23 protein-coding genes, 1 pseudogene and 1 riboswitch are annotated in these 23,369 nt (G+C 48.3%); of the genes and pseudogenes, 3 read left to right on the top strand and 21 right to left on the bottom strand.

The features are described from left to right. Nucleotides 1–20: 20 nt before the first annotated feature. Nucleotides 21–974 carry a magnesium/cobalt transporter CorA gene (gene corA / locus FHS17_RS22175; protein ID WP_167280652.1) on the bottom strand — a complete coding sequence of 318 codons (954 nt, stop codon included), beginning with the start codon at nucleotides 972–974 and terminating at the stop codon, nucleotides 21–23. 125 nt (nucleotides 975–1,099) lie between these two features. On the opposite strand from corA, the gene gluQRS reads away from it, so the two are divergent. Further along, complete coding sequence (gluQRS, locus tag FHS17_RS22180; RefSeq protein WP_167280653.1) at nucleotides 1,100–2,068, top strand: tRNA glutamyl-Q(34) synthetase GluQRS; 969 nt, start codon at nucleotides 1,100–1,102, stop codon at nucleotides 2,066–2,068. A 58-nt stretch (nucleotides 2,069–2,126) separates the two neighbouring features. On the opposite strand, the gene FHS17_RS22185 is transcribed toward gluQRS, so the two are convergent. From FHS17_RS22185 to lepB, 16 genes are all read right to left on the bottom strand, one after another. Then, nucleotides 2,127–2,837, bottom strand: coding sequence for an adenosylcobinamide amidohydrolase (locus FHS17_RS22185; protein ID WP_167280654.1), 711 nt, complete (start codon nucleotides 2,835–2,837; stop codon nucleotides 2,127–2,129). Next, nucleotides 2,834–3,925 (bottom strand): threonine-phosphate decarboxylase CobD, encoded by a 1,092-nt coding sequence (gene cobD / locus FHS17_RS22190; protein ID WP_167280655.1) that lies wholly within the window; start codon nucleotides 3,923–3,925, stop codon nucleotides 2,834–2,836. Before cobD ends, FHS17_RS22185 begins: the two co-directional genes overlap by 4 nt. Before the next feature lie 19 nt (nucleotides 3,926–3,944). Then, a complete protein-coding gene (gene cobS / locus FHS17_RS22195) occupies nucleotides 3,945–4,757 on the bottom strand; it encodes an adenosylcobinamide-GDP ribazoletransferase (protein ID WP_167280656.1) in 813 nt (270 codons plus the stop codon). Continuing rightward, on the bottom strand, nucleotides 4,739–5,719 hold the full coding sequence (gene cbiB / locus FHS17_RS22200) for an adenosylcobinamide-phosphate synthase CbiB (RefSeq protein ID WP_167280657.1): 981 nt from the start codon (nucleotides 5,717–5,719) through the stop codon (nucleotides 4,739–4,741). The genes cobS and cbiB overlap by 19 nt, the downstream gene beginning before the upstream one ends. Continuing rightward, entirely contained in the window at nucleotides 5,716–6,336 is a 621-nt protein-coding gene (gene cobU, locus FHS17_RS22205) for a bifunctional adenosylcobinamide kinase/adenosylcobinamide-phosphate guanylyltransferase (protein WP_167280658.1), read from the bottom strand. The genes cbiB and cobU overlap by 4 nt, the downstream gene beginning before the upstream one ends. An 11-nt stretch (nucleotides 6,337–6,347) precedes the next feature. Beyond that, nucleotides 6,348–7,412, bottom strand: coding sequence for a nicotinate-nucleotide--dimethylbenzimidazole phosphoribosyltransferase (gene cobT, locus FHS17_RS22210; RefSeq protein ID WP_167280659.1), 1,065 nt, complete (start codon nucleotides 7,410–7,412; stop codon nucleotides 6,348–6,350). A gap of 32 nt (nucleotides 7,413–7,444) precedes the next feature. Beyond that, complete coding sequence (locus tag FHS17_RS22215) at nucleotides 7,445–8,245, bottom strand: heme ABC transporter ATP-binding protein (RefSeq protein ID WP_167280660.1); 801 nt, start codon at nucleotides 8,243–8,245, stop codon at nucleotides 7,445–7,447. Continuing rightward, nucleotides 8,242–9,279: a FecCD family ABC transporter permease gene (locus FHS17_RS22220; protein ID WP_167280661.1), complete on the bottom strand. Its 1,038-nt coding sequence runs from the start codon at nucleotides 9,277–9,279 to the stop codon at nucleotides 8,242–8,244. The genes FHS17_RS22215 and FHS17_RS22220 overlap by 4 nt, the downstream gene beginning before the upstream one ends. Before the next feature lies 1 nt (nucleotide 9,280). After that, nucleotides 9,281–10,276: an ABC transporter substrate-binding protein gene (locus FHS17_RS22225; RefSeq protein WP_167280662.1), complete on the bottom strand. Its 996-nt coding sequence runs from the start codon at nucleotides 10,274–10,276 to the stop codon at nucleotides 9,281–9,283. 146 nt (nucleotides 10,277–10,422) lie between these two features. After that, a riboswitch (cobalamin riboswitch) is annotated at nucleotides 10,423–10,639 on the bottom strand. A 65-nt stretch (nucleotides 10,640–10,704) separates the two neighbouring features. Continuing rightward, nucleotides 10,705–12,951 carry a heavy metal translocating P-type ATPase gene (locus tag FHS17_RS22230; protein WP_167280663.1) on the bottom strand — a complete coding sequence of 749 codons (2,247 nt, stop codon included), beginning with the start codon at nucleotides 12,949–12,951 and terminating at the stop codon, nucleotides 10,705–10,707. A gap of 136 nt (nucleotides 12,952–13,087) precedes the next feature. After that, nucleotides 13,088–13,396 (bottom strand): rhodanese-like domain-containing protein, encoded by a 309-nt coding sequence (locus FHS17_RS22235; RefSeq protein WP_167280664.1) that lies wholly within the window; start codon nucleotides 13,394–13,396, stop codon nucleotides 13,088–13,090. A 1-nt stretch (nucleotide 13,397) separates the two neighbouring features. After that, nucleotides 13,398–13,778, bottom strand: coding sequence for a DnaJ family domain-containing protein (locus FHS17_RS22240; protein ID WP_167280665.1), 381 nt, complete (start codon nucleotides 13,776–13,778; stop codon nucleotides 13,398–13,400). Between the two features lie 119 nt (nucleotides 13,779–13,897). Then, a complete protein-coding gene (locus FHS17_RS22245; RefSeq protein WP_167280666.1) occupies nucleotides 13,898–14,209 on the bottom strand; it encodes a heavy metal-binding domain-containing protein in 312 nt (103 codons plus the stop codon). Nucleotides 14,210–14,313: 104 nt separating this feature from the next. Then, entirely contained in the window at nucleotides 14,314–14,637 is a 324-nt protein-coding gene (locus tag FHS17_RS22250; RefSeq protein ID WP_167280667.1) for a DUF3889 domain-containing protein, read from the bottom strand. Nucleotides 14,638–14,718: 81 nt separating this feature from the next. Then, nucleotides 14,719–15,528, bottom strand: coding sequence for a VanW family protein (locus tag FHS17_RS22255; RefSeq protein WP_243865511.1), 810 nt, complete (start codon nucleotides 15,526–15,528; stop codon nucleotides 14,719–14,721). A 26-nt stretch (nucleotides 15,529–15,554) separates the two neighbouring features. Then, nucleotides 15,555–16,091, bottom strand: a complete 537-nt coding sequence (gene lepB / locus FHS17_RS22260) for a signal peptidase I (RefSeq protein WP_167280669.1) — start codon at nucleotides 16,089–16,091, stop codon at nucleotides 15,555–15,557. Between the two features lie 149 nt (nucleotides 16,092–16,240). Here lepB and FHS17_RS22265 point away from each other — a divergent pair, with 149 nt between their 5' ends. Further along, nucleotides 16,241–17,431, top strand: a complete 1,191-nt coding sequence (locus FHS17_RS22265; RefSeq protein ID WP_167280670.1) for an MFS transporter — start codon at nucleotides 16,241–16,243, stop codon at nucleotides 17,429–17,431. A gap of 875 nt (nucleotides 17,432–18,306) precedes the next feature. Here the strand turns inward: FHS17_RS22265 and FHS17_RS22270 are convergent. Both FHS17_RS22270 and FHS17_RS22275 read right to left on the bottom strand, forming a co-directional pair. Further along, nucleotides 18,307–20,001: an ATP-binding cassette domain-containing protein gene (locus FHS17_RS22270; RefSeq protein WP_167280671.1), complete on the bottom strand. Its 1,695-nt coding sequence runs from the start codon at nucleotides 19,999–20,001 to the stop codon at nucleotides 18,307–18,309. After that, nucleotides 19,995–20,840, bottom strand: coding sequence for an ATP-binding cassette domain-containing protein (locus tag FHS17_RS22275; RefSeq protein ID WP_167280672.1), 846 nt, complete (start codon nucleotides 20,838–20,840; stop codon nucleotides 19,995–19,997). The genes FHS17_RS22270 and FHS17_RS22275 overlap by 7 nt, the downstream gene beginning before the upstream one ends. Before the next feature lie 113 nt (nucleotides 20,841–20,953). Between FHS17_RS22275 and FHS17_RS22280 the strand changes: the two genes are divergently transcribed. After that, nucleotides 20,954–21,571 carry a biotin transporter BioY gene (locus FHS17_RS22280; RefSeq protein WP_167280673.1) on the top strand — a complete coding sequence of 206 codons (618 nt, stop codon included), beginning with the start codon at nucleotides 20,954–20,956 and terminating at the stop codon, nucleotides 21,569–21,571. A gap of 63 nt (nucleotides 21,572–21,634) precedes the next feature. Here FHS17_RS22280 and FHS17_RS22285 read toward each other — a convergent pair whose 3' ends face one another. Continuing rightward, nucleotides 21,635–22,651, bottom strand: a complete 1,017-nt coding sequence (locus FHS17_RS22285) for a S66 family peptidase (protein WP_167280674.1) — start codon at nucleotides 22,649–22,651, stop codon at nucleotides 21,635–21,637. A gap of 20 nt (nucleotides 22,652–22,671) precedes the next feature. Further along, nucleotides 22,672–23,133: pseudogene (locus FHS17_RS22290) on the bottom strand (NUDIX hydrolase). Nucleotides 23,134–23,369: the final 236 nt, after the last annotated feature.

Below are 23,369 nucleotides of genomic sequence, written 5' to 3' on the forward strand. Positions count from 1 at the left end.
AATCCCCCGCCATTCTCTTCCTAATCGAACCAGCCTTTTCTACGGAACCAGACGTACATACCTGCCCCGATCAACACCATAAAGCCTATTAGGCCAAAATATCCCCAGTGCCAGCTAAGCTCCGGCATATTATTAAAATTCATTCCATAGATCCCAGCAAGAAACGTCAGTGGCATAAAGATTGTCGTAATAACCGTCAGCGTCTTCATAATCGAGTTCATCCGATTCGAGCTATAGGACATAAAGCTGTCCCGTAAATCCGCAGTCATTTCACGTGCAGCATCTGTCATTTCCGTCAACTTGAGGAGATGGTCATAAATATCCCTATAGAATGCTAGATAACCGTTAAGTCCTTCAATTCGTTCGGTATTAAGCGTACGGTAGAGCAAATCCCGCATTGGCAAAATCGTCTTACGGAGCCTTAACAGCCGTGAACGGATATTAAAGATCGCGTCCATCGTCATCTGATCCGAGCTTTCACTTCCACTTCCAATCTCCATATCGAGCACTTGCTCTTCAAGCTCCTGTACAGCGGGAAAATATTGATCGACCAACTGGTCAATGATCATATATGCCGCGAACATATAGCCGTCCTCACCAAGCTTGGAGGCATGCTGAATCTTCCCCCACGCATCGTTAATCTCATGCGATTCCTGCACATGATAGGTCACAATAAACCGGGGACCAATAAATAGATTAACCTCTTGTACCTCCAGGCTCTTGGCGTCAACTGAATGCAGTACAAAAAAATGCGTATCATCGTAGTGGTCAAGCTTCGGACGCTGCAGCAAGTGGCAGCAGTCCTCAATGGCCAGAGGATGAAAATGAAAATAACTGTCGAGCAGCTTCGTTTCCGCAGGAACCGGTTCACTGAAGTCCACCCAATACCAGTCCAAATCGAGCTCCTTCAAATCATTTAGTTGCAGGTCATTCATCCACGTCTTATCTTTCGTATACCCTTTTATTCGAATCATAGCTGTATCCTCCATCGTAATAACCGATTCTCCTATTTTAACGTGTAGAAGCCATTCTGTAAAAAAGTTGCACACGGTAAAAAGGTCATGCTATCATCGTTGTCAATAAAGGAGAGTCGATCGTTATGTCGAATATACGCGGACGCTTCGCCCCTACTCCGTCCGGGATGATGCATCTCGGCAACGCTTGGGCAGCCTTGCTCGCTTGGCTGCAGATCCGCAAACAGAACGGACAATTTGTTCTGCGGATGGAAGACATCGATGGGCCGCGCTGCCGCCCAGAGCTTGCAGAGCAAGCGCTCGCCGATTTGCGCTGGCTTGGGCTGGATTGGGACGAAGGCCCGGATGTTGGCGGGCCGTATGCTCCCTACACACAAAGTGAAAGAATTCATCTCTATGGAGCCGCCATGGAGAAGCTTCTGCAAAGCGGTCAACTTTATCCCTGCTATTGCAGCCGCGCTGAGCTTCATGCTATCGCCAGCGCACCACATGGGCTGTCAGCCGAAGGACCAGCCTATCCAGACACTTGCCGTCTGCTTACCGCTGAAGAGAGACAGGAACGGCAAGTCCATAAGGATCCTTCCCTTCGGTTCCGTACAGACGAAGAAAGGCCAATTCTATTTAACGATGGCATAGCCGGTATCCAACATTTCCCGCCTGGAGCAGGCGGCGACTTCGTTGTCCGGCGCGCGGACGGAATCGTGAGCTATCAACTTGCGGTTGTTGTAGATGACGCAGCTATGGGAATCACAGATGTCCTGCGTGGAGGAGATCTGCTGGATTCCACACCACGTCAGCTCATGTTGTACGATGCTCTTGGTTTGCAAGCGCCACGTTTTGCACATATCCCCCTCTTGCTTGGTGAAGACGGCAAGCGGCTTGCCAAACGCCATGGAGATACTTCCCTCGCGGGGCTAAAGGCAGCAGGCGTACGCTCCGAACAAATAATCGGTTGGCTGGCCTATCTAGCTGGTCAACTCGAACGGTTCGAACCCGTTGCAGCATCTGAGCTTATTCATTGTTTTGATTTAACTCGGATTCCAACCGAGTCAATTACCATTCATGATACTTTGATGAAGCGGCTGTTCAACTGAATAGAGTAAAAAAAACGAGAGCTAGTTCCAGCCCCACGTTCAACGTGATGGATCGGAATCAGCTCTCGTGCTGTGTTTGGCATGATTCATATACCGTCTCGTATACGAGTCTGCCAATGGCGTTGCCTATTGTTGTTGCGGTTCCAGCATAAGCATGTATGGCCTCATATTCCTTACTCCCGCTAACCCCAATAACGATCGCATCTGTCGTGGTTCCTGTGGCAATTTGGCCATTATCCGGATCTAGCAGCTGTAAGTCCTGTAAAGCTGCTGCCTTCGCTTCCGCATACGTGATCACTGCATTCGTCATAGCTGATTCCGTCATTTGGCCGTCTATGAGCAGCACTGTATTAATTGTACCAGCCGAATAGGCCGAGAATGTTTCCCGCTGCACCCCCGCTCTAGCTGCATTACGAGTGCCAGCCGTAGTAATGCACAGCAGCTTATAGCGATCCCCTTCCAACTCGGCTACCGAGGCATGTGTCAGCTTGGCCGCCGTTAGCAAACCTATGGTTTGTTCCGGCGTATATCCCCATTGGTTAAACTGACTTTCCGTATCCTTCACCGGATCCATCCCCGCATAATCAAGTGGAACTTTCCAATTCACAACCGTAAAAGCATCTGCCATACCACCGTTATGTATCGCATTACTTAGTGTCTTTAGCTGAACTGGACTAGCGATTTCGATTCGATCTTCCAGGAGTGTAATTTTAACGCCTTTCCAAACGACAGACTCAAAGCTCTCTCCATGACGAAAAGGCTGACTCATCGGATGCCTGCTTCCTGGAATTTAGATAAACCTCGTTCAAGCGCTTGCAGCAGCCATTTATTTTGATGCCTAAGCTTTATAGCAAATCGGCAATATGAGTCATCTAGTCCAATAAAATGGGAAGCATCGCGAATGAGCACACCCATCCGCCCCATCTCATACTGCAGGCTAGCCGCTGTCAGTCCTGGCCGTTCTGGCAGCTGTACAAGCAAATAATTAACCGCACCTGGAATAACCCGCAGGCCAAGCTCTTCCAGCCTGCCAATGAGCCAAGGACGTTCATCCTTCAGCCATTCCATTGTACGGGCGGCATACTCTTGTTCATCTAGTACCGCTTCTCCAATTAACTGAGCCAGAGAATTCACGCTCCATGGTACTTGAAGCTTGCGTAATGCCGTAATCTGCTGAGGTGCTCCCACCATATAGCCAAGACGAATACCCGGTATCGCATAAAATTTGGTCATGGATCGAATCACAAACAGCCGCTCATTAACAGCAGCTTCTCGAATTAGCGTAAACTTCTCTTCTTCCGGTATAAAATCCATAAATGCTTCGTCTACCACAACCGTGGCACCTCTATAGACCAGCTTCATAATAAGAGTAGGATCAACTAGTTGGCCTGTAGGGTTGTTTGGGGAACCAAACATATAAAAACGAGCATTACATTCGGCAAGCATCGATTCAGTCAAGGCAAAATCATTTTCAGGCGATAACATCACCGGTGTAATAGAGCCTCCAGCCTTAATAATCGCATCACCATACTCCGTGAAACAAGGATAGGCTAATGCAGTCATCGTTGGCTTAATTGCACGAACGACCAGATCAATTAATTCTGCTGCACCATTCCCAATCAGAATCGACTGCTCGTCCACCCTATGAAGCTGCGCCAGCTTTGCTCGAAGCCCTCGCACGGCAGGATCCGGATACCGATCAATCTGCTCGGCATATTGCAATAGGACACGTTTCACTCCCTCAGGCGGGCCAAATGGATTCATATTGGAACTGAAATCAATAAATTGCCTTGCAGGAAAGCCGTAGGTTTCTTCCGCCGTCCGTAAGTCTCCCCCATGTCCATAACGTTCAAGCATGATTGTTCCCCTCTCATCGCTAGATTACGTGAATAGCCAGTAAACCTGCAAATAATAGAACCGCTTCAACTGCTTCGTTCAAAGCACCGTAGGTATCTCCTGTTAATCCGCCAAGTTTACGGCTAAGCCATACCGCGAGCAATGTCCCACTTATCCATGTAAGCAACACACAACCAATCAAGACGACTATCGTTTCATACAATGAAAAACCATCAATCGTTGTACATATAACCGTTAAGAGAACTGCTACTACAAATCCTCCCGTCACTTGACGAAGGGAAGCAAGATGGAACAATGCCCCGATCCCTTCTCCTTGTCTCGCATTTGGCCAGCCTGCAATGGCTGCTCCCATCCACCAACGACTCCAGATCGGGACAATTGCAAGTAGTGACACCACATGCTTTCCATCCTCCTGTCCCAGCCATTCTGCCAGCACAGCAAATTTGAACAGCAGCAGCAGGACCGCGGCGATTACACCCATAGCGCCAACACGGCTGTCCTTCATAATTTCCAGCATCCGTTCACGCGAGCGATGGCTCAGTACACCATCGGCCGTATCCATCCAGCCATCAAGATGCAGCCCTCCACTTAACGCTGTCCAGACAATAAGCAGCAGCACCGCTGAAGGCATGGATGGTGAAAAGAGCTCGAGCACACCAAGCACACCAGCAAGTATAGCTCCGATGATTACACCAGCCAATGGAAAATAAATGACCGTCCGTGCAAGCGTCACCGGCTCAAAAGGAACCGTAAGCGGTACCGGGATTCGCGTCAGAAATTGTAAAGCAGCGGCTGCGGCTTGTCCATGGCGCTTTATAGTAGAAATAACCATATCGTTAACACTCCAACCATTATCAGAATACTTACCACGTATAACAGCCAAACGGAACGCACGATATCATAAGGCTCCAGCTCTCTTAGCGGCCAACCCATTCTTGCCCGCTCGCTTGGCTCGCCAAAGTAATAATTGAGACCGCCAAGCTCAATGCCAAGCGCACCTGCTACAGCTGATTCCGGGATACCACTGTTAGGGCTTGGATGGCGGCGGGCAAACTTACTTATGGATGACCAGGCACGTGCAGCAGACATCCTTTTATGCAGGAGGGCTGCAACCGTTAACATCAATCCTGTTAATCGTGCCGGTATATAATTCAGAACATCATCGATTCTTGCTGAACACCACCCAAAGTTTACATAATGTTCATTACGGTAACCAACCATGGAATCAAGGGTATTGGCAGCACGATACATCATCGCTACTGGCGCAGCGCCTATCAGAGCGAACAATATTGGTGATACAAAGGCATCTACCGTATTTTCCGCTACCGTCTCGACAGCCGCTCTTGAAGCTTCTGAAGGCGTTAATTGTGAGGTATCACGACCTACGATATATCCCACGTATTTACGTGCGTCTTCTAATCTATCGGCAATTAAAGGGCGGTAGACGAGCATCGCTGCATCCTTCAGCCCTTTGACAGCAATTGTCGTCGAAATAAACCAAGCGCTGACGATATAGCCGACCCATGGATGAATCCAAGCTGCTGCGGCCGTAATTGCCCACATTGTTCCAAAAGATAGAACCAGGGTTACCGCCATGAGGAGGATCCCAGTTGCTTTTACCTGTGCTGCGCTTCGCCCCTCCTCATTAGCCCGAAGATACCTCTCAAGCACACGAATAAGCCGACCGATCCAAATTACAGGATGGGTCGGCCACTTCGGATCGCCGATGATCCAGTCTATCGCAATAGCTGCAGCAATAAGCAGCAAGATTTCATGCAAAGAATAAAAGATCATAAGCTCTCCCACCGAAATTGTAAGGCTTTTAGTTCAATTGGAATTCCCGCTGTAACAAGGAAAACCTTCTCGGAAGCGGCAGCAATCCGTTGATTAAGCCTTCCCGCTTCATCTCTAAATCTTCTGCCAAGCGGATACGCAGGAACGATCCCATCTCCCACTTCGTTGGTAACAAGTATGAGAGGATAAGGGTATTCCGATGCAGCTCGGATAAACGCATCGATTTGTTCACCCATCCATATAACAGGAACAGGATGTTGTTCTACCGCTGATTCGGATTGTTCCCGCTCTTCTACTTCCAGCAGTAGATTCGTCAGCCATAAGGTCAAACAATCAACGAGTACTACTGGTGGTTTCTGTCCGAGCTCTATCTGCTTGGCTGCTTCGCTTGTCAACTCAAGCAGACGTCTAGGCAGCTCCAACGGTTCTTCTATGGTTTCCCATTTGAAATCGCCTTGCTCCCGGCTGCGGCGATGCATCTCTACCCGCTCCGCCATTTCTTCATCCCACACCCGGCTCGTAGCGAGGTAGACTCCATCTTCACCTAACCGGGCAGCCAACTGCTCAGCGAAGGAGCTTTTGCCGCTCCTCGCCCCACCGGTCACTAACATCACCATCTTTATAGCACCTACTCTCTGGAGACACCTGCACTATCAAAAGTCGCCATTTCCTGCATCAGCTTTAATGCTGCATCAATGAAATGGAAGCATAATACGGCACCTGTTCCTTCGCCAAGCCTCATATCCAGTTGAATCATCGGCGACAAACCCATCGATTCCAGCACTGTAGCATGGCCTTGCTCTTGGGATAGATGGGATGCAAATAGATAAGGCTTCACTTGCTCCGCCAGACGTACCGCTACCAGCGCAGCAACGGAAGAAATAAAACCGTCTATCACAACTGGGCAGCCATTTGCCGCTGCTCCAATGATGAAGCCAGCCATCCCCGCAATCTCTGCTCCGCCAACCTTGGCAAGCACATCGATCGGATCTGCTGCATCTGGCTCGTTGACAGCAATCGCCCGTTTAACGACTTCAATCTTATGTCTCCAGCTCTCATCATTAATGCCAGTCCCTCTGCCAACCGACTGTTCCGGTGATAATCCGGTTAATACCGAAGTTAGTGCTGCGCTAGGCGTTGTATTACCAATCCCCATCTCACCTGTCGCAAACAATCGATACCCCTGCTTCGCCAACTCGTCGGCAACTTGAATACCGGCCATAATGGCCTGCATCGCCTCGTCCCGGCTCATCGCAGGCTGCTTCGCCATATTGGCTGTTCCTCGTACAACCTTGCGGTTGATCAAATCAGGATGCTCAATATCGGCATTAACGCCCATATCCACGCAATACACATCAGCTCCTGCTTGACGAGCAAGCACATTTACCGCAGCTCCGCCGCCAAGGAAGTTCAACACCATCTGTGGAGTAACCTCTTGAGGATAAGCACTTACTCCTTCCTCACAGACGCCATGGTCACCAGCCATCACAACTACTGCTTTCCGGCTGAGGTTCGGCCATAATCTGCCGGATATACCGGCTAATCGGAATGCGATTTCCTCTAGCTTACCGAGACTGCCAATTGGCTTTGTCAATTGGTCGGAATGCGCTTTTGCATGCTGAGCAGCTGATTCCTGGTAAAGTGTAATTTGTCCGATTACGTTCTCTAATTGAGCATAAGCTGAATTAGCCATTGGTTCAAACCTTCTTTCGATTCGTTATGTATCTATGTAACAGCTAGTATCTGTCTTGAACCCTTAGGCTGCAGCAAGATTTGTGGTGTTCCAGTAATAGGGTGAATCACGATCGAAGCTTCCGTCTGATACACTTCACTGATTAAGGCTTCGGTTAGCACTTCCATTGGTGTACCTCTTGCAGCTACTCCGCCTTGATGCAGAACTATAATCTGATCACAATACAAGGATGCCAGATTAAGATCATGCAAGACAGCACCAACGGTGAGGCCACGATCCTGCTGCCATTGCCGGACCGTATCCAGCAGCTGCACTTGATAACCGATGTCCAAATACGTTGTAGGCTCATCAAGTAATATTACTTCCGGCTCCTGCACCATCACTTTCGCCAGTGCGACGCGCTGCCGCTCACCACCGCTGAGCTGATCCAATGCCCGATTGGCTAGATCGGAGAGCCCCATCGACTCTAAAGCAAAATCAATCAAAGCCGAATGGTCCTCCCTCTCATCACCAAACCAGTTCTGATAAGGGAATCTGCCCATCTCAATGACCTGCCTAACCGTAAAACCAGCAGGCGGCAGGCCGCCTTGTTGAAGCACGGCAAGCCTTTTCGCAAGCGCCTTCCGGGAGTAACCAGACATCCTCGCTCCATCAAAACTCACCTCGCCAGATGAAGGCTTCATGACTCCAGATAACAGCTGCAGTAAAGTTGATTTGCCTACACCGTTTGGTCCGATAATCCCATGAATTCGGCCAGGCTCCAGTTCGAATGTGATGTTGTCTAGTACAGGACGGCCGTTAACCGTCTTGCTTAATCGCTCTACGGAGATCATACTTGGCCCTCCTGTCCTTTTTTACGTCGATACAATAAATAAGCAAAGAACGGAGCCCCTAATAATGCCGTAACAACACCTAGCGGGATTTCCTTTGGTGCGAGCACCACTCGTGCGATGGTATCCGACCATAAGATGAAGATGCCTCCGCCAAACGCTGATAAGGGGATTAACAGCCGATAATCAGGGCCAACAATTAATCGGATGAGATGAGGAACAACCAGTCCTACAAATCCGATTACTCCACTGACCGATACAGCTGCCGCCGTAAGCAGCGTCGAGCCGATAAGTACAATGAGCTTCGTCCGTTCCACTCGAATACCAAGATGTGCGGCATGGCGCTCACCCAGCACAAACAGATTGAGCGCTTGACCATAAGCGATGAGCAGCGGCAAGCCGATAACAAGGCAAGGCAGTACGACATAAATGTCTGCCCAGTTCTTCATCGCGAGCGACCCCATCAGCCAGAACAAAATCTGGTTAACCACATCATTCGACATCGATACCATCAACGATACAAAAGCTCCAAGGAAGGATTGAATAATAACACCGGATAATACAAGTGTCTCGATCTGCATAACACCTCTGCTGCGAGCAAGAAAAAATACGCCAAGCAAAGTGAGTGTCCCCGTTACAAAAGCAATGACCGGAATGGTCCACTCGCCAATTAATGTCTGGTAACCAAATAAAATAAGAAAAGCCGCTCCTACCGAGCTGCCAGATGACACGCCTAGTGTGTATGGATCGGCAAGTGGATTACGCAGTACACCTTGAAATCCCGCTCCGGCAAGCCCAAGACATGCGCCGACTAAGACACCAAGCAATACGCGGGAGAGCCTGACTTGTGTGACAATCGCGATCTCTCCAGCACTCCAATGGTCACTTGCATCATCCATCCATGGAAGTTGATGTAATAGAATTCCCCATACATCAGAGAACGAAATCGTCGAAGAGCCGATCGATAGGCTAGCTACGATAGAAACAGCAAGAAGGAGCATGGCTGCTCCTCCGTAGACCGCTAATTTTCTTTTCATATTACTTAATAAGATCCGGGTGAAGAACTTTCGCAATTTCCAGCAGACTGTCTGCAAGGCGTGGGCCTACACGTGAGCTTTCGTCATTGCCAATGGCAAACATTTGTTTGTTCTTCACTGCATCAATCGCATCCCAGCCTGGACGGCTGTTAAGGGCGGAGACGATCGGGTTCGGATCTACCTCCAAATCAGGATATAGGATAATAGCAGGATTCTGCTTAACAATCTCTTCTGCACTTACTTCATACCAGCCTGCTTGTGCACTGCTTGCATTCGTTCCGCCGGCAATCGTGAGCAGCTCGTCGAGGAATGTACCCGAACCAACTGTCCAGCCTGGCGAGAATTCAAGATAAACAAGTTTCTTAGGAGCATCCTTCACTGCATCAGTTACCTGCTGCTTCACCGTACGCATATGCTCTGCTACACCAGCAGCTTCATCGTTCTTATTCATAATTTTACCGATTGTCTCAATTTTGGCAATGGTTTCATCATAAGTCAACGGATCAGTTGCAAGAACTGGAATGTTCAACTTACGAAGCTGTTCAATCGCATCGACATTCATGCTTGATGAAGCCAGTACAAGATCTGGATTAAGCGCTACTACTGCTTCAATATTCGTATTCATGTCCCCTACTTGAGCCTTCGACTTTGTTTCTTCTGGATAGTTGCTGTTAGAGTCTACACCAACAACCTCTTCACCAGCTCCAATAGCATAAATCACTTCGGTCTCACTTGGCGCTATGGAAACAACCTTTGTTGGCGCCTTCTCGAAGGATAACTCAGTACCTGTCGCATCCGTTACTTTAAGGGGATATACTGTCTCTGCTGCAGCAGCAGGACTATTGCTAGGCTGCTCACTTGGAGCTGCCGAATTGGCTGTGCCTGTATTTGCTCCCTCATTTGTGTTGTCTTTGTTCGAGCCGCAAGCCGCCATGATGACAAGCATTGCGGTCAGCATGACTGCCAAAATCAGTTTCTTCATGTTTCTCTCTTTCATTGTACCTTTGCACTCCCTCATCTACTATTTGTGAAATTAAAAAAGGCATTCCCGGCAAATGTGCCGGAAATGCCGGAAGTCCCCTGCGCGCGAACGCAAAAAGGACAAGATCCCTCATTCCAACACTTCCCTAATTCCACGTAGGTACAGCGTTATGCAAACAGGCAGGTCTCCTGACTTGAAGCGTATACGTACAGCGTCTTCCCAGGCTCTCATTACCCAGTGACTTATGCTGACGTACAGGTCTAAACAAAGTAGACCGCTTCTTACAGTGGCGGGTCCGTGCCGGATTTTAACCGGACTTCCCTATTAAGCTTGCAAGAGCCTCATGGCTCTAGCAGCACCTGTTTCACGAATATTCAATTACGACCAACGTAACTATACCACCCATATTCTAGAATTGTCCAGCCAAGCTTACACTGATGCACCTAACTTGGTTGAACAGCTGCTTTTCTAAGACGAGCATTAAGCCGGATCGCATTGCCAACAACAGAGACGGAACTAAACGCCATCGCTGTTCCAGCCATCCAAGGCTGAAGCAGTCCGCATGCTGCGAATGGAATAATGAGCGCGTTATAGATAAAAGCAAACGTCAAATTCTGCCGGACATTACGAACTGTCAGACGGCTGATCAGCAAAGCCTCCGGTATAGCTGTCATCCGAGGCTGCAGCAGTGTAATATGGCCAGCCGTTAAGGCAGCATCTGTTCCATCTCCCATCGCCATCCCTACATCGGCTGCAGCTAGTGCAGGAGCGTCATTCCAGCCGTCACCGGCCATTCCGACTTTATAATCCTGCTCTTTCAATCTCTCTACGAGCGCAAGCTTATCTTCAGGGAGCATATTCGCATGTACTTGTGTTGGGTTGATACCGGCAATTTGTGCCGCATTTAGTGCTGGTGCCGGATGATCTCCTGTCGCTACGATTACCGTCACCCCGGCTTTACGAAGCTGGGTCACTGCTGCTTTTGCATAAGGCTTAACGGCATCAATGAAGGAAATCGCTCCGATCACCTTATTATTATCCGATGTATAGAGCACCGTCTCACCAAGCTGCTGGCGCTCCTCTGCAAAGCTGCGAATCGAAGCGCTTGCGAACGTCCAATGCTTTGTAGCTGCGAAGCTAGCGTTGCCAACACCAATTTTCCGCTGCTCCACAACCGCTTCTACCCCTTTACCCGTTGTATATTCGAAATCCGTTGCAGCCGGTGGAACAAGACCCGCTTGCATAGCCTCCGCTCGTACCGCAATGGCAAGTGGATGTGTGGAGCTTGCCTCAACCGCAGCTGCAAGACGCAGCAAACCTTGACGGCTGCCAAACGTCGTGTGCACTTGACTGACGCGCGGCTTCCCTTCTGTTAAGGTACCTGTCTTATCAAGCACAAGCATATCGAGCTGAGCTAACCGTTCGAGCGCTCCCGCCTCTTTGACGACAATTCCCCGTTTCGCAAGCCTGCTTGAAGCTACAACAAGCGAGATTGGTGTAGCAAGTCCTAATGCACATGGGCATGCAGCAAGCACAACCGCAACCGCACAGCGGAATGCCATCGTCCAATTCCCTGGGTCGGCCACCGTTATCCAAAGAACAAAAGTACCAAGCGACAGCATCAGCATTGCAGGAACAAACCAGGCAGATACCGTATCCACCTGACGTTGAATCATGGACTTCGAACGCTGCGCCTGCCGTACCAAATCCACAATCCGGCTTAACATGGTGGAATGGCCTGCTGCCGTCGTTCGAATGCGTAATGCCCCACTGTCATTCCTCGTACCCGCCCACACGGGATCGCCGGGACGTTTGGCTAGAGGTACGCTTTCACCTGTAAGCAAAGACTCGTTTATTTCCGATTCACCACTCGCTATAATCCCATCGACAGGGATAACCTGTCCAGCTTGAACAATGACATAATCATTCTCTCGGACAAATTCCGTTTGAATGTCCATCATCACGCCTGCCCGCTCCACCCTGACCACTGTATTCAGCAGCTTGCTGTAACCCGAAGCATCCGACTGTGCCCGAGAGGTCACTGACGCTTCGATAAATTTGCCAAGTAGAACGGCCGTTATGACAACAGCTGATGTCTCGAAATATAAGGGTACTTCATGAGCAAATAAAGCAGCACGATCCGCATTAAACACGAGGTAATGGCTGTACAAATAAGCAGCCGACGTACCTGTCGCTACCAGCACGTCCATATTGGTCGCACGCGAACGCACCGCATGATAAGCCCCGATATAGAATGGCAGGCCAATAATGAACTGAATAATCGTAGCTAGTCCAAGCTGCAGCCAAGGATTGGTCAACAACGAAGGCATCTCGATCTTGGCAAAAGGTGCCAAGTGCTGAACCATCGCCGTTAGCAAAGGAGCCGTTAAGATCAGCGAGATAATCAGCCTTAGCTTAAGCAGGCTGCGTTCCTTCTCAAAACCTTCCTTCGCATGCTCAGGCAGAGCCGCCTTAAAACCGATCTTGCCTATCTGCTCCATAATCTTAAGCGGTTGAATTTGATCAGGCTTATATTGCACCCAGGCTGTTCTTGCTGAATAGCTGACCGCTACTGCTTCAACACCTGGCATTTTCCCTACTGTTTTCTCAATTCTTGCCGCACATGCGGTACAACTCATCCCTTGCACAGAAAGATCTATCGTTATTCCCTTATCATCCATACTGTCCATACAGCTTCACCCGCCCTTTACTTGTCCATCCGTCCACTCGAACAAGCTCCTGCGTTAATCTATATGATACGAATGGAGTTACCATGCACAAAAAAAAGCGTGCTAATGGGGATTTCCCACTATGCACGCTTCCTTATTATTTGCCGTATGCGACTTCGCCGTCCCACGCGAGCATACCACCGGTCATATTCGTTACCTTATAGCCTTGTGCATGCAGGAAATCGCAAGCTTTTCCACTGCGACCACCGCTGCGGCAAACCATAATCAGTGATTCGTCTTTCGGCAGCTCGCCAAAGCGTTCTCCGAACACAGATAGAGGAAGACTAACTGCTTCCTGAATATGTCCGGATTCCCACTCGTCATCCTCGCGAACATCGATCAAATGCAATTTCTCGCCACTCTTCAGGCGCTCTTCTACTTCTGCTGGTGTAATTTCGGAATACACGTCATTCCACTCCTTCAAATTTCTTCAAGATCTTAGACTCATACTGCTGAAAGGCAGGTGATTGCTGCAGTCCCCGAGCTTCCATAAGCATCTTATACCTGATTTCCTTCTCGGTCAGCTTCTTCTTCAAGACAGCCTGTTCATCAGGATTCTGGCATAAACGGATCAGATCACGGAGACTCACAATTTCCTTCTGGATAACCATCTCTTCAGGAATCATGCCAGCATTACTCAGCAGCTTGTAAGCCACACGCAGCTCTTCCGGCACATGAGAGTTATCCTCAAGCTCCAGTGGCTGACCCTTGCCTTTCAGATTATCGAATTGCCCTTTTGCCATTGCTTCCTTAATGCGTTGTTCAACCATTGAGGACATGAAATCCATATTCGATCCCGCCTCCTATACTTCTGAATTGTAACGGTTTCAAGTATTCGATGTCTAGCGTAAGGTCATAGGAATGGAAAAGAAGCCCCCGGTCAGCCGGAAGCTTCCTCTAAAGTTTGTTAAATTCGTACTGCCGTACCACTTACGGCTACCATCAGCATGCCGTCACGTACAACCTCATAGTCAATATCGATACCAACAATCGCATTTGCTCCAAGCCGTGAAGCCTGATTTTTCATTTCGGCAAAAGCGACATCTCTTGCTTCTTTCAGTTTGCTTTCGTAGGCTCCCGAACGACCCCCAACAATATCGGTGATTGATGCGAAAAAGTCGCGGACAACATTCGCCCCCATAATGGCTTCACCCGTTACAATACCTGAATATTCGATAATAGGATGTCCTTCAAGCGTTGCAGTTGTTGACACTAACATGATTATTTACCCCTCTCGGTATAATGAAACTTACTTTATAACTAAAAGACTTATCATGAAATACGTCAGCTTCCGTCAGATGTTTCATTTTTTTTAAATCCTGACTACTGATTGATTTCTTCTAATTGAACGTCTCTCACATCGCCTGTATCCGCCACCACTTGTATGCGGACCCGCACGCCAAATTCGGAGCCGGCTCCTCTGAGCCATAAAACAAACCGCTCTTCCGCATTTGTTGTCCCAGATGGAAAACGTCCTTCATATTTGTAATCGATAATATCAGCTTCCGGATACCGGTTAGCTGCCTCCTGCATCGCAATTCTGCCGTATTTGGCATACGCCGGTTCAGCATACGCCATCGATGGAGCAGCCATAACAAACATCGTGACTAGAATCATATAGATTAACGGTTGTCTCAAGGACTTCATCCCGTACAGCCTCCTATTTTCCAATCTAAAAGAATTGGTCTATAGGTTAGTGTGGCTGTAGAAAGCGGCAAGCATACATGGTCAGCTCTGCTCAAGCAATGGTGCGTACATCATAATCGCTTCATTGCCTGTAATATATTCTTCGCCCAGCAGGTCACCTTCCTCCAGAGCATACTTTTTTCGATAAATGGCATTGCTTCGGATATAACCACCCCAAGGCTTTAATTCGATGCGGTGATCTTTCTCGAGCACTTCATAACGGTATTTGGCCGGCAGAGATGAGCGCCATTCTCCCACAAGCTTATCTTCCGTAAGACCTACGACCAACTGATACGGCTCATCCGTCGAATTATAGATTTGCAGATCCAAATAATTGTATGCACAGGTTGCTCCACTCCCAAAGGGCTGCGTGCGTCCTGCGTCAGGGAATACATCGTAGCTGTGGCGATGCCGCTCAACAACCTGCAATGGAGTATGGAGCGTCATCCAATAAAGAAGATTAGACATCTGGCAAAGTCCCCCGCCAACTCCCGTCTTATAAGTCCCATAAAATAAGATCATTCCGTCAACGTATCCTTTTTGCCTCGTAGGTTTGCCAATTGCACGCCAGTAGGAAAAGGTCTCGCCAGGCATCAGAACAATGCCGTTTAGCTTTTCCGCTGCCAGCCGCAGATTTATTACTTTATTTGTCTGGAGCCACATTTCGACATTGCGTAGTTGTCTCATTAACGGCGTTGCATGCGTATAAACGACACAAGGCAAAGATTGCTCTTTGCGGATCTTGGCCAGCTTTGTTCCGCTTAGCAGCCATTTCAATCTCCTCTTGTTGGTAAACCACCATTTGCCCGCCTTCAGGCGTAATATCGATCGTTTGACCGGACGATGCTGCATCAGATTGTTCAACCTTAAGTCTCCTCTCATAGAAGTCCAAATTTGGTAAGAGGCCAAATCCGGATAACAACTTTCCCTTCGATACTGGAAAAAGCAATTGGGCCAATCTCCCGGCTGTCTTCACTATGCTCGCGGTTATCTCCCATGACGAACAACTGCTTGGGTGCAACGGTGTACGGAAATGACATTGTTCCAGATAACGTTTGCCCTTTTACATAGGGTTCTACGTATTGCATCCCGTTCAAATAAACTGCACCATCACGCACATCAATGATATCGCCGGGGAGTCCTACTACTCGCTTTACTAACCTTAAGGGGCTTTCTGGGCCATGGATGACAACAATGTCACCACGTTCTGGTGACTTGAACCGATAGGACCATTTATCCTCGATCAGTCTCTGACCTGCGACAAGTGTATTTTGCATAGAGATGTTATGTACTTCGGATTGCGCGTAAACATAATTTTGGAACAGTAATGCGATGATGATCGCCAAGATTATAGACAGCGTCCAATCTCGAAGCTCTCTTAACACTACGGTCTTCCTGGTTAGTTGTTCATCCATTCCAGCACCCCTTGCACTAGAAAAAATTGACAGGGGCCACACCTATAACGCTTCTACCCGGTGAAAGGTTTCCTGGAGGTAAGCAAAATTAGAAGTGACAGGCTGAGGCATGTCTTATAAAGTAGATTTATATGAGGGAGGTAGCAGGAATGGAACCATCAACACGAAATCATCGACTACTTTTTATGACGGTTACCTTAATGTTCTGGATTGCGATGTATACATACGTACCAACATTGTCTCCGTATTTGAGCACACGAGGGCTGTCGCTTGATTTAATCGGTATTGTGCTTGGCAGCTACGGCTTTGTGCAGCTGCTCATTCGTTTTCCATTAGGGATGTTGTCTGATCGCTGGGGAAAAAGAAAACCGTTTATACTGCTTGGCATGCTGGCTGCAAGTGTCAGCTGTCTCTTGTTCATTATTCCGGGAAGCTGGTTGTGGCCGCTTGCGGGCCGTGCTATGGCAGGATTATGCGCCTCGACATGGGTCGCTTTTACGGTAATGTATGCGAATTATTTTGCCGCTGAGGAAGCGACTAAAGCGATGGGCAATATTAGTGTGATGACCGTCTCCGGTCAGATGATCGGTATGCTGCTTAGTGGGTGGATGTCCGATGGATTTGGAGAAGATGCTCCATTTGTGCTCGGGGCCGTTATCGGAGGAATTGGCTTGCTGCTCGCACTTCTCATTCATGAACCAGACAAACCGCTGCATGAGCGCAGCGGAATCTCGTTCTCGATGATTCGAAGTGTGATCCAAACGAAGCTTCTGCTGCAGGTTGCTATGCTGTCTTTACTTGCGCATTGTGTACTGTTCATTACGATGTTCGGATTTACGCCGCTCAAAGCCGAGGCACTGGGCAGCAGCGGACTCGAGCTTACCCTGCTTGTGTTCGCCTTCATGGCGCCTCATGCTCTCGCTTCGATGTTCACAGCAAGCTGGTTCGCACCGCGGTTTGGCAACTGGGTCACGATTGGCACAGGCTTCGTCCTTAGTGCGATCTGCACCATATCGATCTGTTTCGTTCATAATATTTGGGTTCTTATGTTTACACAGATCATTAATGGCTTTGCCCAAGGCCTGCATATCCCACTTCTTCTTGGGCTCGCCATCCGCGACGTAAATCCCCAAGGCCGCGCGACCGCTATGGGTCTGTATCAAGCGGTATACGCAGCCGGCATGTTCGCTGGTCCCTTCCTGGCAGGCTGGCTGAACGAAAGCTGGGGATTAAACAGCGGCTTCGCTCTTGGCGGAGTTTTTGGATTAATGGCAGTTCTGTTATGTGTTGTGTTTTATAGGCATGATCGGAGGAAGATGATGAGGGGAGTATTGAAGTAGGGTGATGGAGTTGTCCAGTCCAATGGGATAGTAGTCATAAGATCCTCAGAGGGTCTTATGGCTGTCTACCAGTTACATATAACGAACGATTATTGCTTCTGATGTTTAAGGAAGCTTGATTTTTTGCCAAGATTAAGAGAATAAGACCCTGCGAGGGTCTTATGATTACTAATACAACTTAATGAACACAGCATAAGACCCTAGCAGGGTCTTATTTCATTCCATATGCTCAATGTAGCTTGATTTTTTGCTCAAAATAAGAATATAAGACCCTCACAGGGTCTTATGATTACTAGTTGCACTTAACGAACACTTCTTAAGACCCTCCCGGGGTCTTATTGCATTTCTGATGCTCGAGGCAGCTTGATTTTTGTGCGAAGATTAATAAAATAAGACCCTGCGAGGGTCTTATGATTACTAATTCCACTTAATGTTCACTGCATAAGACCCAGGCAGGGTCTTATTGCATTTCAGATGCTCGAGATAGCTTGATTCTTTGCAAAATTAAAAAATAAGACCCTCGCAGGGTCTTATTTCAAGTGTTCTAAGTCCAGCTGGTGTAGTGAAAAGTTTGATGAAGAGAGAGCTCTCTTGCATTTTGCCTTTGAGCCCTTGATTATTTAATTAGGTTAAATATTAATTGAATTAATGATTTGCAGGGGCTGACTAAAAGAGTCAGGATCATCATAAACATTTATTTAATGTGGCTAATTATATGGGTCAGAACGGTTAAACCACCAAGACAACTCATAAGCATCAGAACAGTAAAATGATTGACAGAAACTAATAAAGATCAGTTCGGTTAATCATTGAGACTAAGGAATAAAGATCAGAATGGTTAGAGACTAACTAATTAGTATCAGTTCAATTTTAGATCAACGAATAAAGATCAGGATGGCTGCGGCAGTTGCAGCGAATATAACAATCAGCATATCTTCTCGGCTAAATCGCAGACGCAGGCCTTGGGTTGGCTTTGCAGCCGGGTGTCCGATACCCCGTGCTTCCAGTGCATCTGCCATTTGCTCTGCCATACGAAGTAAAGAACGAATATAGGGTACCATTGCAGGAAGCAGCATTCGGAATGGAAGTGATCTGGATGCTGTTGTTGCTTTCCCCCGTGCATGAGCGATCTTAACATATCGCTCCCACTCATCTGCAAGGAGCGGAATGAAGCGGAAGATTAAGGTGACCGTTAACGCAACTTGTGTAACTGGAACTTTAAATCGATTCAACCAGCCAAACGTCTGCTCCAAGCTTCGCTGCACACGAAGCGGAGTTACGAGAGCCATAAGCGGCATGCCAAGCATCATGACGAGCAGAAGCCCGCTGAAGCGCTGTAAGTTTTGCATCGCCGGTGCCCAGTCAAAAGATACTGGATTAAAATGCAGTCCCGCAATAATGGCAATAATTGCGATCATAATGATGTAGGCCCGGATGGCTTTTAGCCAGGGCCTTATTTGTTCCCACAGCGGGATTAGCGCTGCTGCGGATAAGGCTGCGGCGACAGCGAGCCCTGCCCAGCTATGCTGGAGCAGGATCGTTGTCGCAAGCAGCAGATACGCGGCGATTAGCGCCCGCGGATCGAAGCGCGAAGCGAGCCGGTTAGGCTGCGCGAGCGTGGTGGTTGTAATGGGAGCCGCCGATATTGGCGGCGGCTCTGTTGCTGCCGTGCAGGCGGCTGCGGTTTGCGCAGCAGCAGCCTGCACGGGTGTGGCGGCGCGCTGCGCCGCCAGCAGCGCCGCGAGCTCGCGCGGCGCCGGCCACGGCGCGCCGCTTGGCTCCGCCGGCGGCGCAAACCCTGCCGCGCGCAGCTGCGCAAGCGCGCGCTGTGCCTGCGGCGCTGCGGCATCGTGGGCGTGTGCCGCCGCCCACGATGCCGCGGGAGCCGCTTCGCGGACAGAGCCGCCGTCAATAACGGCGACTTCGTCCGCGAGCGGCAGCAGCGCGTCGAGGTCGTGCGTTGCCACGACCGCTCCGCGCCCCGCCGCCCTGTGCGCATCAAGCATCGCGCACAGGCGGCGGATGCCGTCGGCGTCTAACCCCGCCGTCGGCTCATCAAGCAGCAGCCATTGCGGCTCGCATGCCAATAAACATGCGATCGCAAGCCTTCGCTGCTGTCCTCCGCTTAGCGTCCAAGGATCCCGTTCAAGCAATTCCAGTGGCAGCCCCGCCTGCTCCATTGCACTGATAATCCTCTTCTCCCTCTCCTCCGATGTGATTCCATATGGTTTAAGAGAGTAGTCAAACTCTTCCCTAACGGTTGAAGCGAACCATTGTGATTCCGATTGCTGCAGCGCAATTCCGGTATTCATCACGATAGTCTTGTTTAACCGGGGTTTTCTTCCTTCGCTTGTCCATAACGATTCATTGCCTTGTTCAATACTCCCACTATGCAGGCGTCTTAATCCTGCTATTGTCTCCAATAAGGTTGATTTGCCTGAACCGTTATGGCCAACAAGTAAAGTAATGGCGCCTGAACGGAAAGTAAGATTAATCCCGCTCAGCAATTGCTTTTCCCGTTCATTTTGTGCAACAACCGTTGCCTGATTTAACTTCCAATCCCCTACCATCTTTGTTGCACCGCCTTCGCTAAGGTCTCAGGTGTCATAGGCAGCGATTCAAGCGGCAACCCTAGCTTCTCTAACTCCCATGCGGTTTGTATCACATATGGAGCCGTGAAGCCCATACTCTCACAGATGCTACGGCCATCCTCATCCCTCGCGAAGAAACTCTCTGCTTTATGATCAAAACGCACTTCCCCTTGCTCGAGTGCCAATACACGGTCACTTGCTGCAAGCTCTTCAAGCTTCTGAGTGATCCAGATGACGGTAACTCCTCGTTTATTCAACTCTCGCACCTTCTCTAGAACATGGATACAGGCTTCGGGGTCCAGCATCGCTGTTACTTCATCGAGGATTAACATAGGCGATTGCACGGCTAGGCAGCCTGCAATTGCCGTCAGCTGCTTTTGCCCGCCGGATAAGGTCTCAACGCGTTGATGCATTCGAATATGCATACCAACTAGACGCAGCGCGTCTTCCGCAAGCTCTGGAATCTTCGATCCTTCTACTCCATGCTGCTCAAGCATCATGACGACATCTTCCCATGGCGTCGAACCAATCATTGAAGCATCTGGCTGTTGCAGAACAATTGGAACCTGCCCCGTTACAAAACGAACCGGATCCCGCTCAACCCTTCCCTCTATATGCATCGCACCAAATCCCGCGATCACCCTTGCCAGTGTGCTTTTCCCGCTTCCGTTGCGGCCAATAAAGGTGATCCATTCCCCTCCAGCCATCGACACCTCAATATGCTGAAGCAAGTATGGCTGGGCATTCATTTTGTCTCCATATGTAAGAGGCTTTACTGACACGTTGGACAGCTCCACCAAATTTTTTGCCAAAAACATTCATCTAACCTCTTCCCCAAATGATCAAGCTGTGCTAAAATCCGATTTGTTAACCTAATTCAAATATAAATGGTTAACATTAAAAACGCAATAATTAAAGGAGTCGATCCATTATGCGCACAAGTAGTTCTATTCGAAGCTCTGTATTTATCGCCCTATTCGCAGCCCTATTCATTGTTATGAGCGCCATTCAGATTAAAGTTGGTTCTTACGTGCCTATTACTCTCCAGACGCTCGCCGTTACATTGGCCGGTGCCATTCTAGGTCCGCGTAAGAGCTTTATCTCCATTGTGATCGTCATTGCCCTAGCGGCAACAGGCTTGCCACTTTTTGGTGGCAAAGGGGGACTTGAGACTTTAACAGGCCATACAGGCGGATTTATTTTTGCCTTCCCATTCTGTGCTCTATTGATTGGCTTTGCTACTCAAGCACTCTTCCGGACTGAATTCATCATGCGTAACCGCATTTTCTCCATTATTGCTTTATTTATTGTGTTTGAATTGCTAGGTTCGTTCCTGACTTATGTACCTGGAGTACCTTGGCTGATGCATGTTACGGGTCTAGACTTCAGCAAAGCAATGACCGCTGCCTGTTATCCATACCTGCCAGGCGACGCGATCAAATCCTTTGTGGCGGTTATTATTGTACTATCTCTTAAACCATATATTCAACGAATTCAGTCGTCAATCCAATCGACAAAAGGTAACAAGTCGATCCATACAACTGCTTAAAATAATAAAGAACCATCCTTTGACGACGGGATGGTTCTTTTAATGAATATATATTTAACCCCATTAAGGAGCGAAAAATTGTCTCACAACTCCTTTTCCATCCCCTGCTTCAATCACTGCCAACGCTCCGTTTATAAACGTCATTTGAGGAGGAACATGACCACAATCGATATCATAAACAATCGGAATCTCCAATTCTTCCGCAAGCTCCTGATACATATCCTCCAACGTATAGTTACCGACTGGCCGATTAACCCCGCTTCTGCCAAACAAAATACCTGCACAATGGTCAAACCAGCCAGCCAGCTTCATTTGCACAAGTGATCTCCGTATATCTGCTGTATTGAGCTCACAATTTTCCAGATACCACACAATGGGTTCTTTCGAAATCACATGCTGTTGAAAATGCCTGACATCACCGTAAGGAGTCCCAATTAAATGTCTGATAACATCAATACATCCACCTAGTAAGCGCCCTTGAATTTTCACAGCCTCATGCGAGACGACTTGCCAGGAAGTTGATTCATTCAAATGAAAAACACATGGAGAGGGATCATCATGGTTCCATTCTTTTTGATAATAGGGAGATGATTGCTGAACGACAGATTCCCCGATGTTCGTAGTTAAAACGTTTTCCCACATCCCAGTCGTCTGATCAGACCATTCTCCTCGCTGATCAATTAGATTTGCCCCATGTGCCGTGGCGATTCCTGTCTTTAATGTAACGGCCAGCAATAATACACTTATATCGGAATAGCCCATTATCCACTTTCTCTTGATCTGCTCCCAATCTATAAACTCCAACACTTCGATCAGCAGCTCACCACCCCAAGGTGGAAAAATCATTCCAATCGTATCATCCTTCATCATCTGATTGAATTCCGTTGCCCTTACTTTCGCAGGAGCTGACTTCGCTTTATGCTCCGTCCACACGGTCTCTCCGCAAATCAGGCTGTATCCATTGGCCTCCATACGGCTGCAGGCTAATCTCAACAGTTCATGCAGGTCTGTACTTACTCCTGAGGAAGGCGCCGTTACCCCTATCGTCGCACCTTTGTGAAGTAGCGGATAATGAATCATACACATCCCCCTTTCAATCCTTATCTATAACAACCCGTGCGATGCGCCAAATAATCTTCTAAGGCATCCTGATGCTGCTGAACAAAGAGCGTTGGGACATCTGTAATTGGAAAATTGGCAAGCTCCAGCGTTTCATCCCCGTCAATTTTAAGTTCTCCTTCAACAGGCTTACATTTGAAAAAGAACGCAATCGTCTGAGCTTTGTCCTATTCATCAAAATATTTAGTGTACACACCGATAAGGTGCTCCACCTCCACTGTTAACCCTGTTTCCTCTAATACCTCACGAACTGCCGTTTCTGCTGCAGATTCTCCAAGCTCCATTGCACCTCCTGGAAACCCCCAAGCATTGCGGTCGCCTCTCTTCTGCAGCAGTATCTCATTGTTATCATTGCAAATAATCGCCCCTGTTAAATTGAGAAAGATTAATTCATTTCCTGCTTTCTCACGAATAAATCGAATATAGTTAGGACTGTTAGACATAGATTCATACCTCTAAATTTATAATGATTAACAAATACGACATCCATTTGGAATATCCCTCCATATTACAAAACAAAAAAGGAGCTGTCCCAAAAGTCATCAAAATGACGATGGGATAACCCCTCTTTTATAGGTTAAGCAGCATCTGCCGTATACGAATGTTCTTCCAATCGAATTCCACTCTTTGTGAGAATAGAACGACCACCAACCATTCTAGCAAAAAAATTAGGCTGGAT

The sequence above is a fragment of the Paenibacillus lupini genome, from assembly GCF_011761355.1.
Lineage (GTDB): Bacteria > Bacillota > Bacilli > Paenibacillales > Paenibacillaceae > Pristimantibacillus > Pristimantibacillus lupini.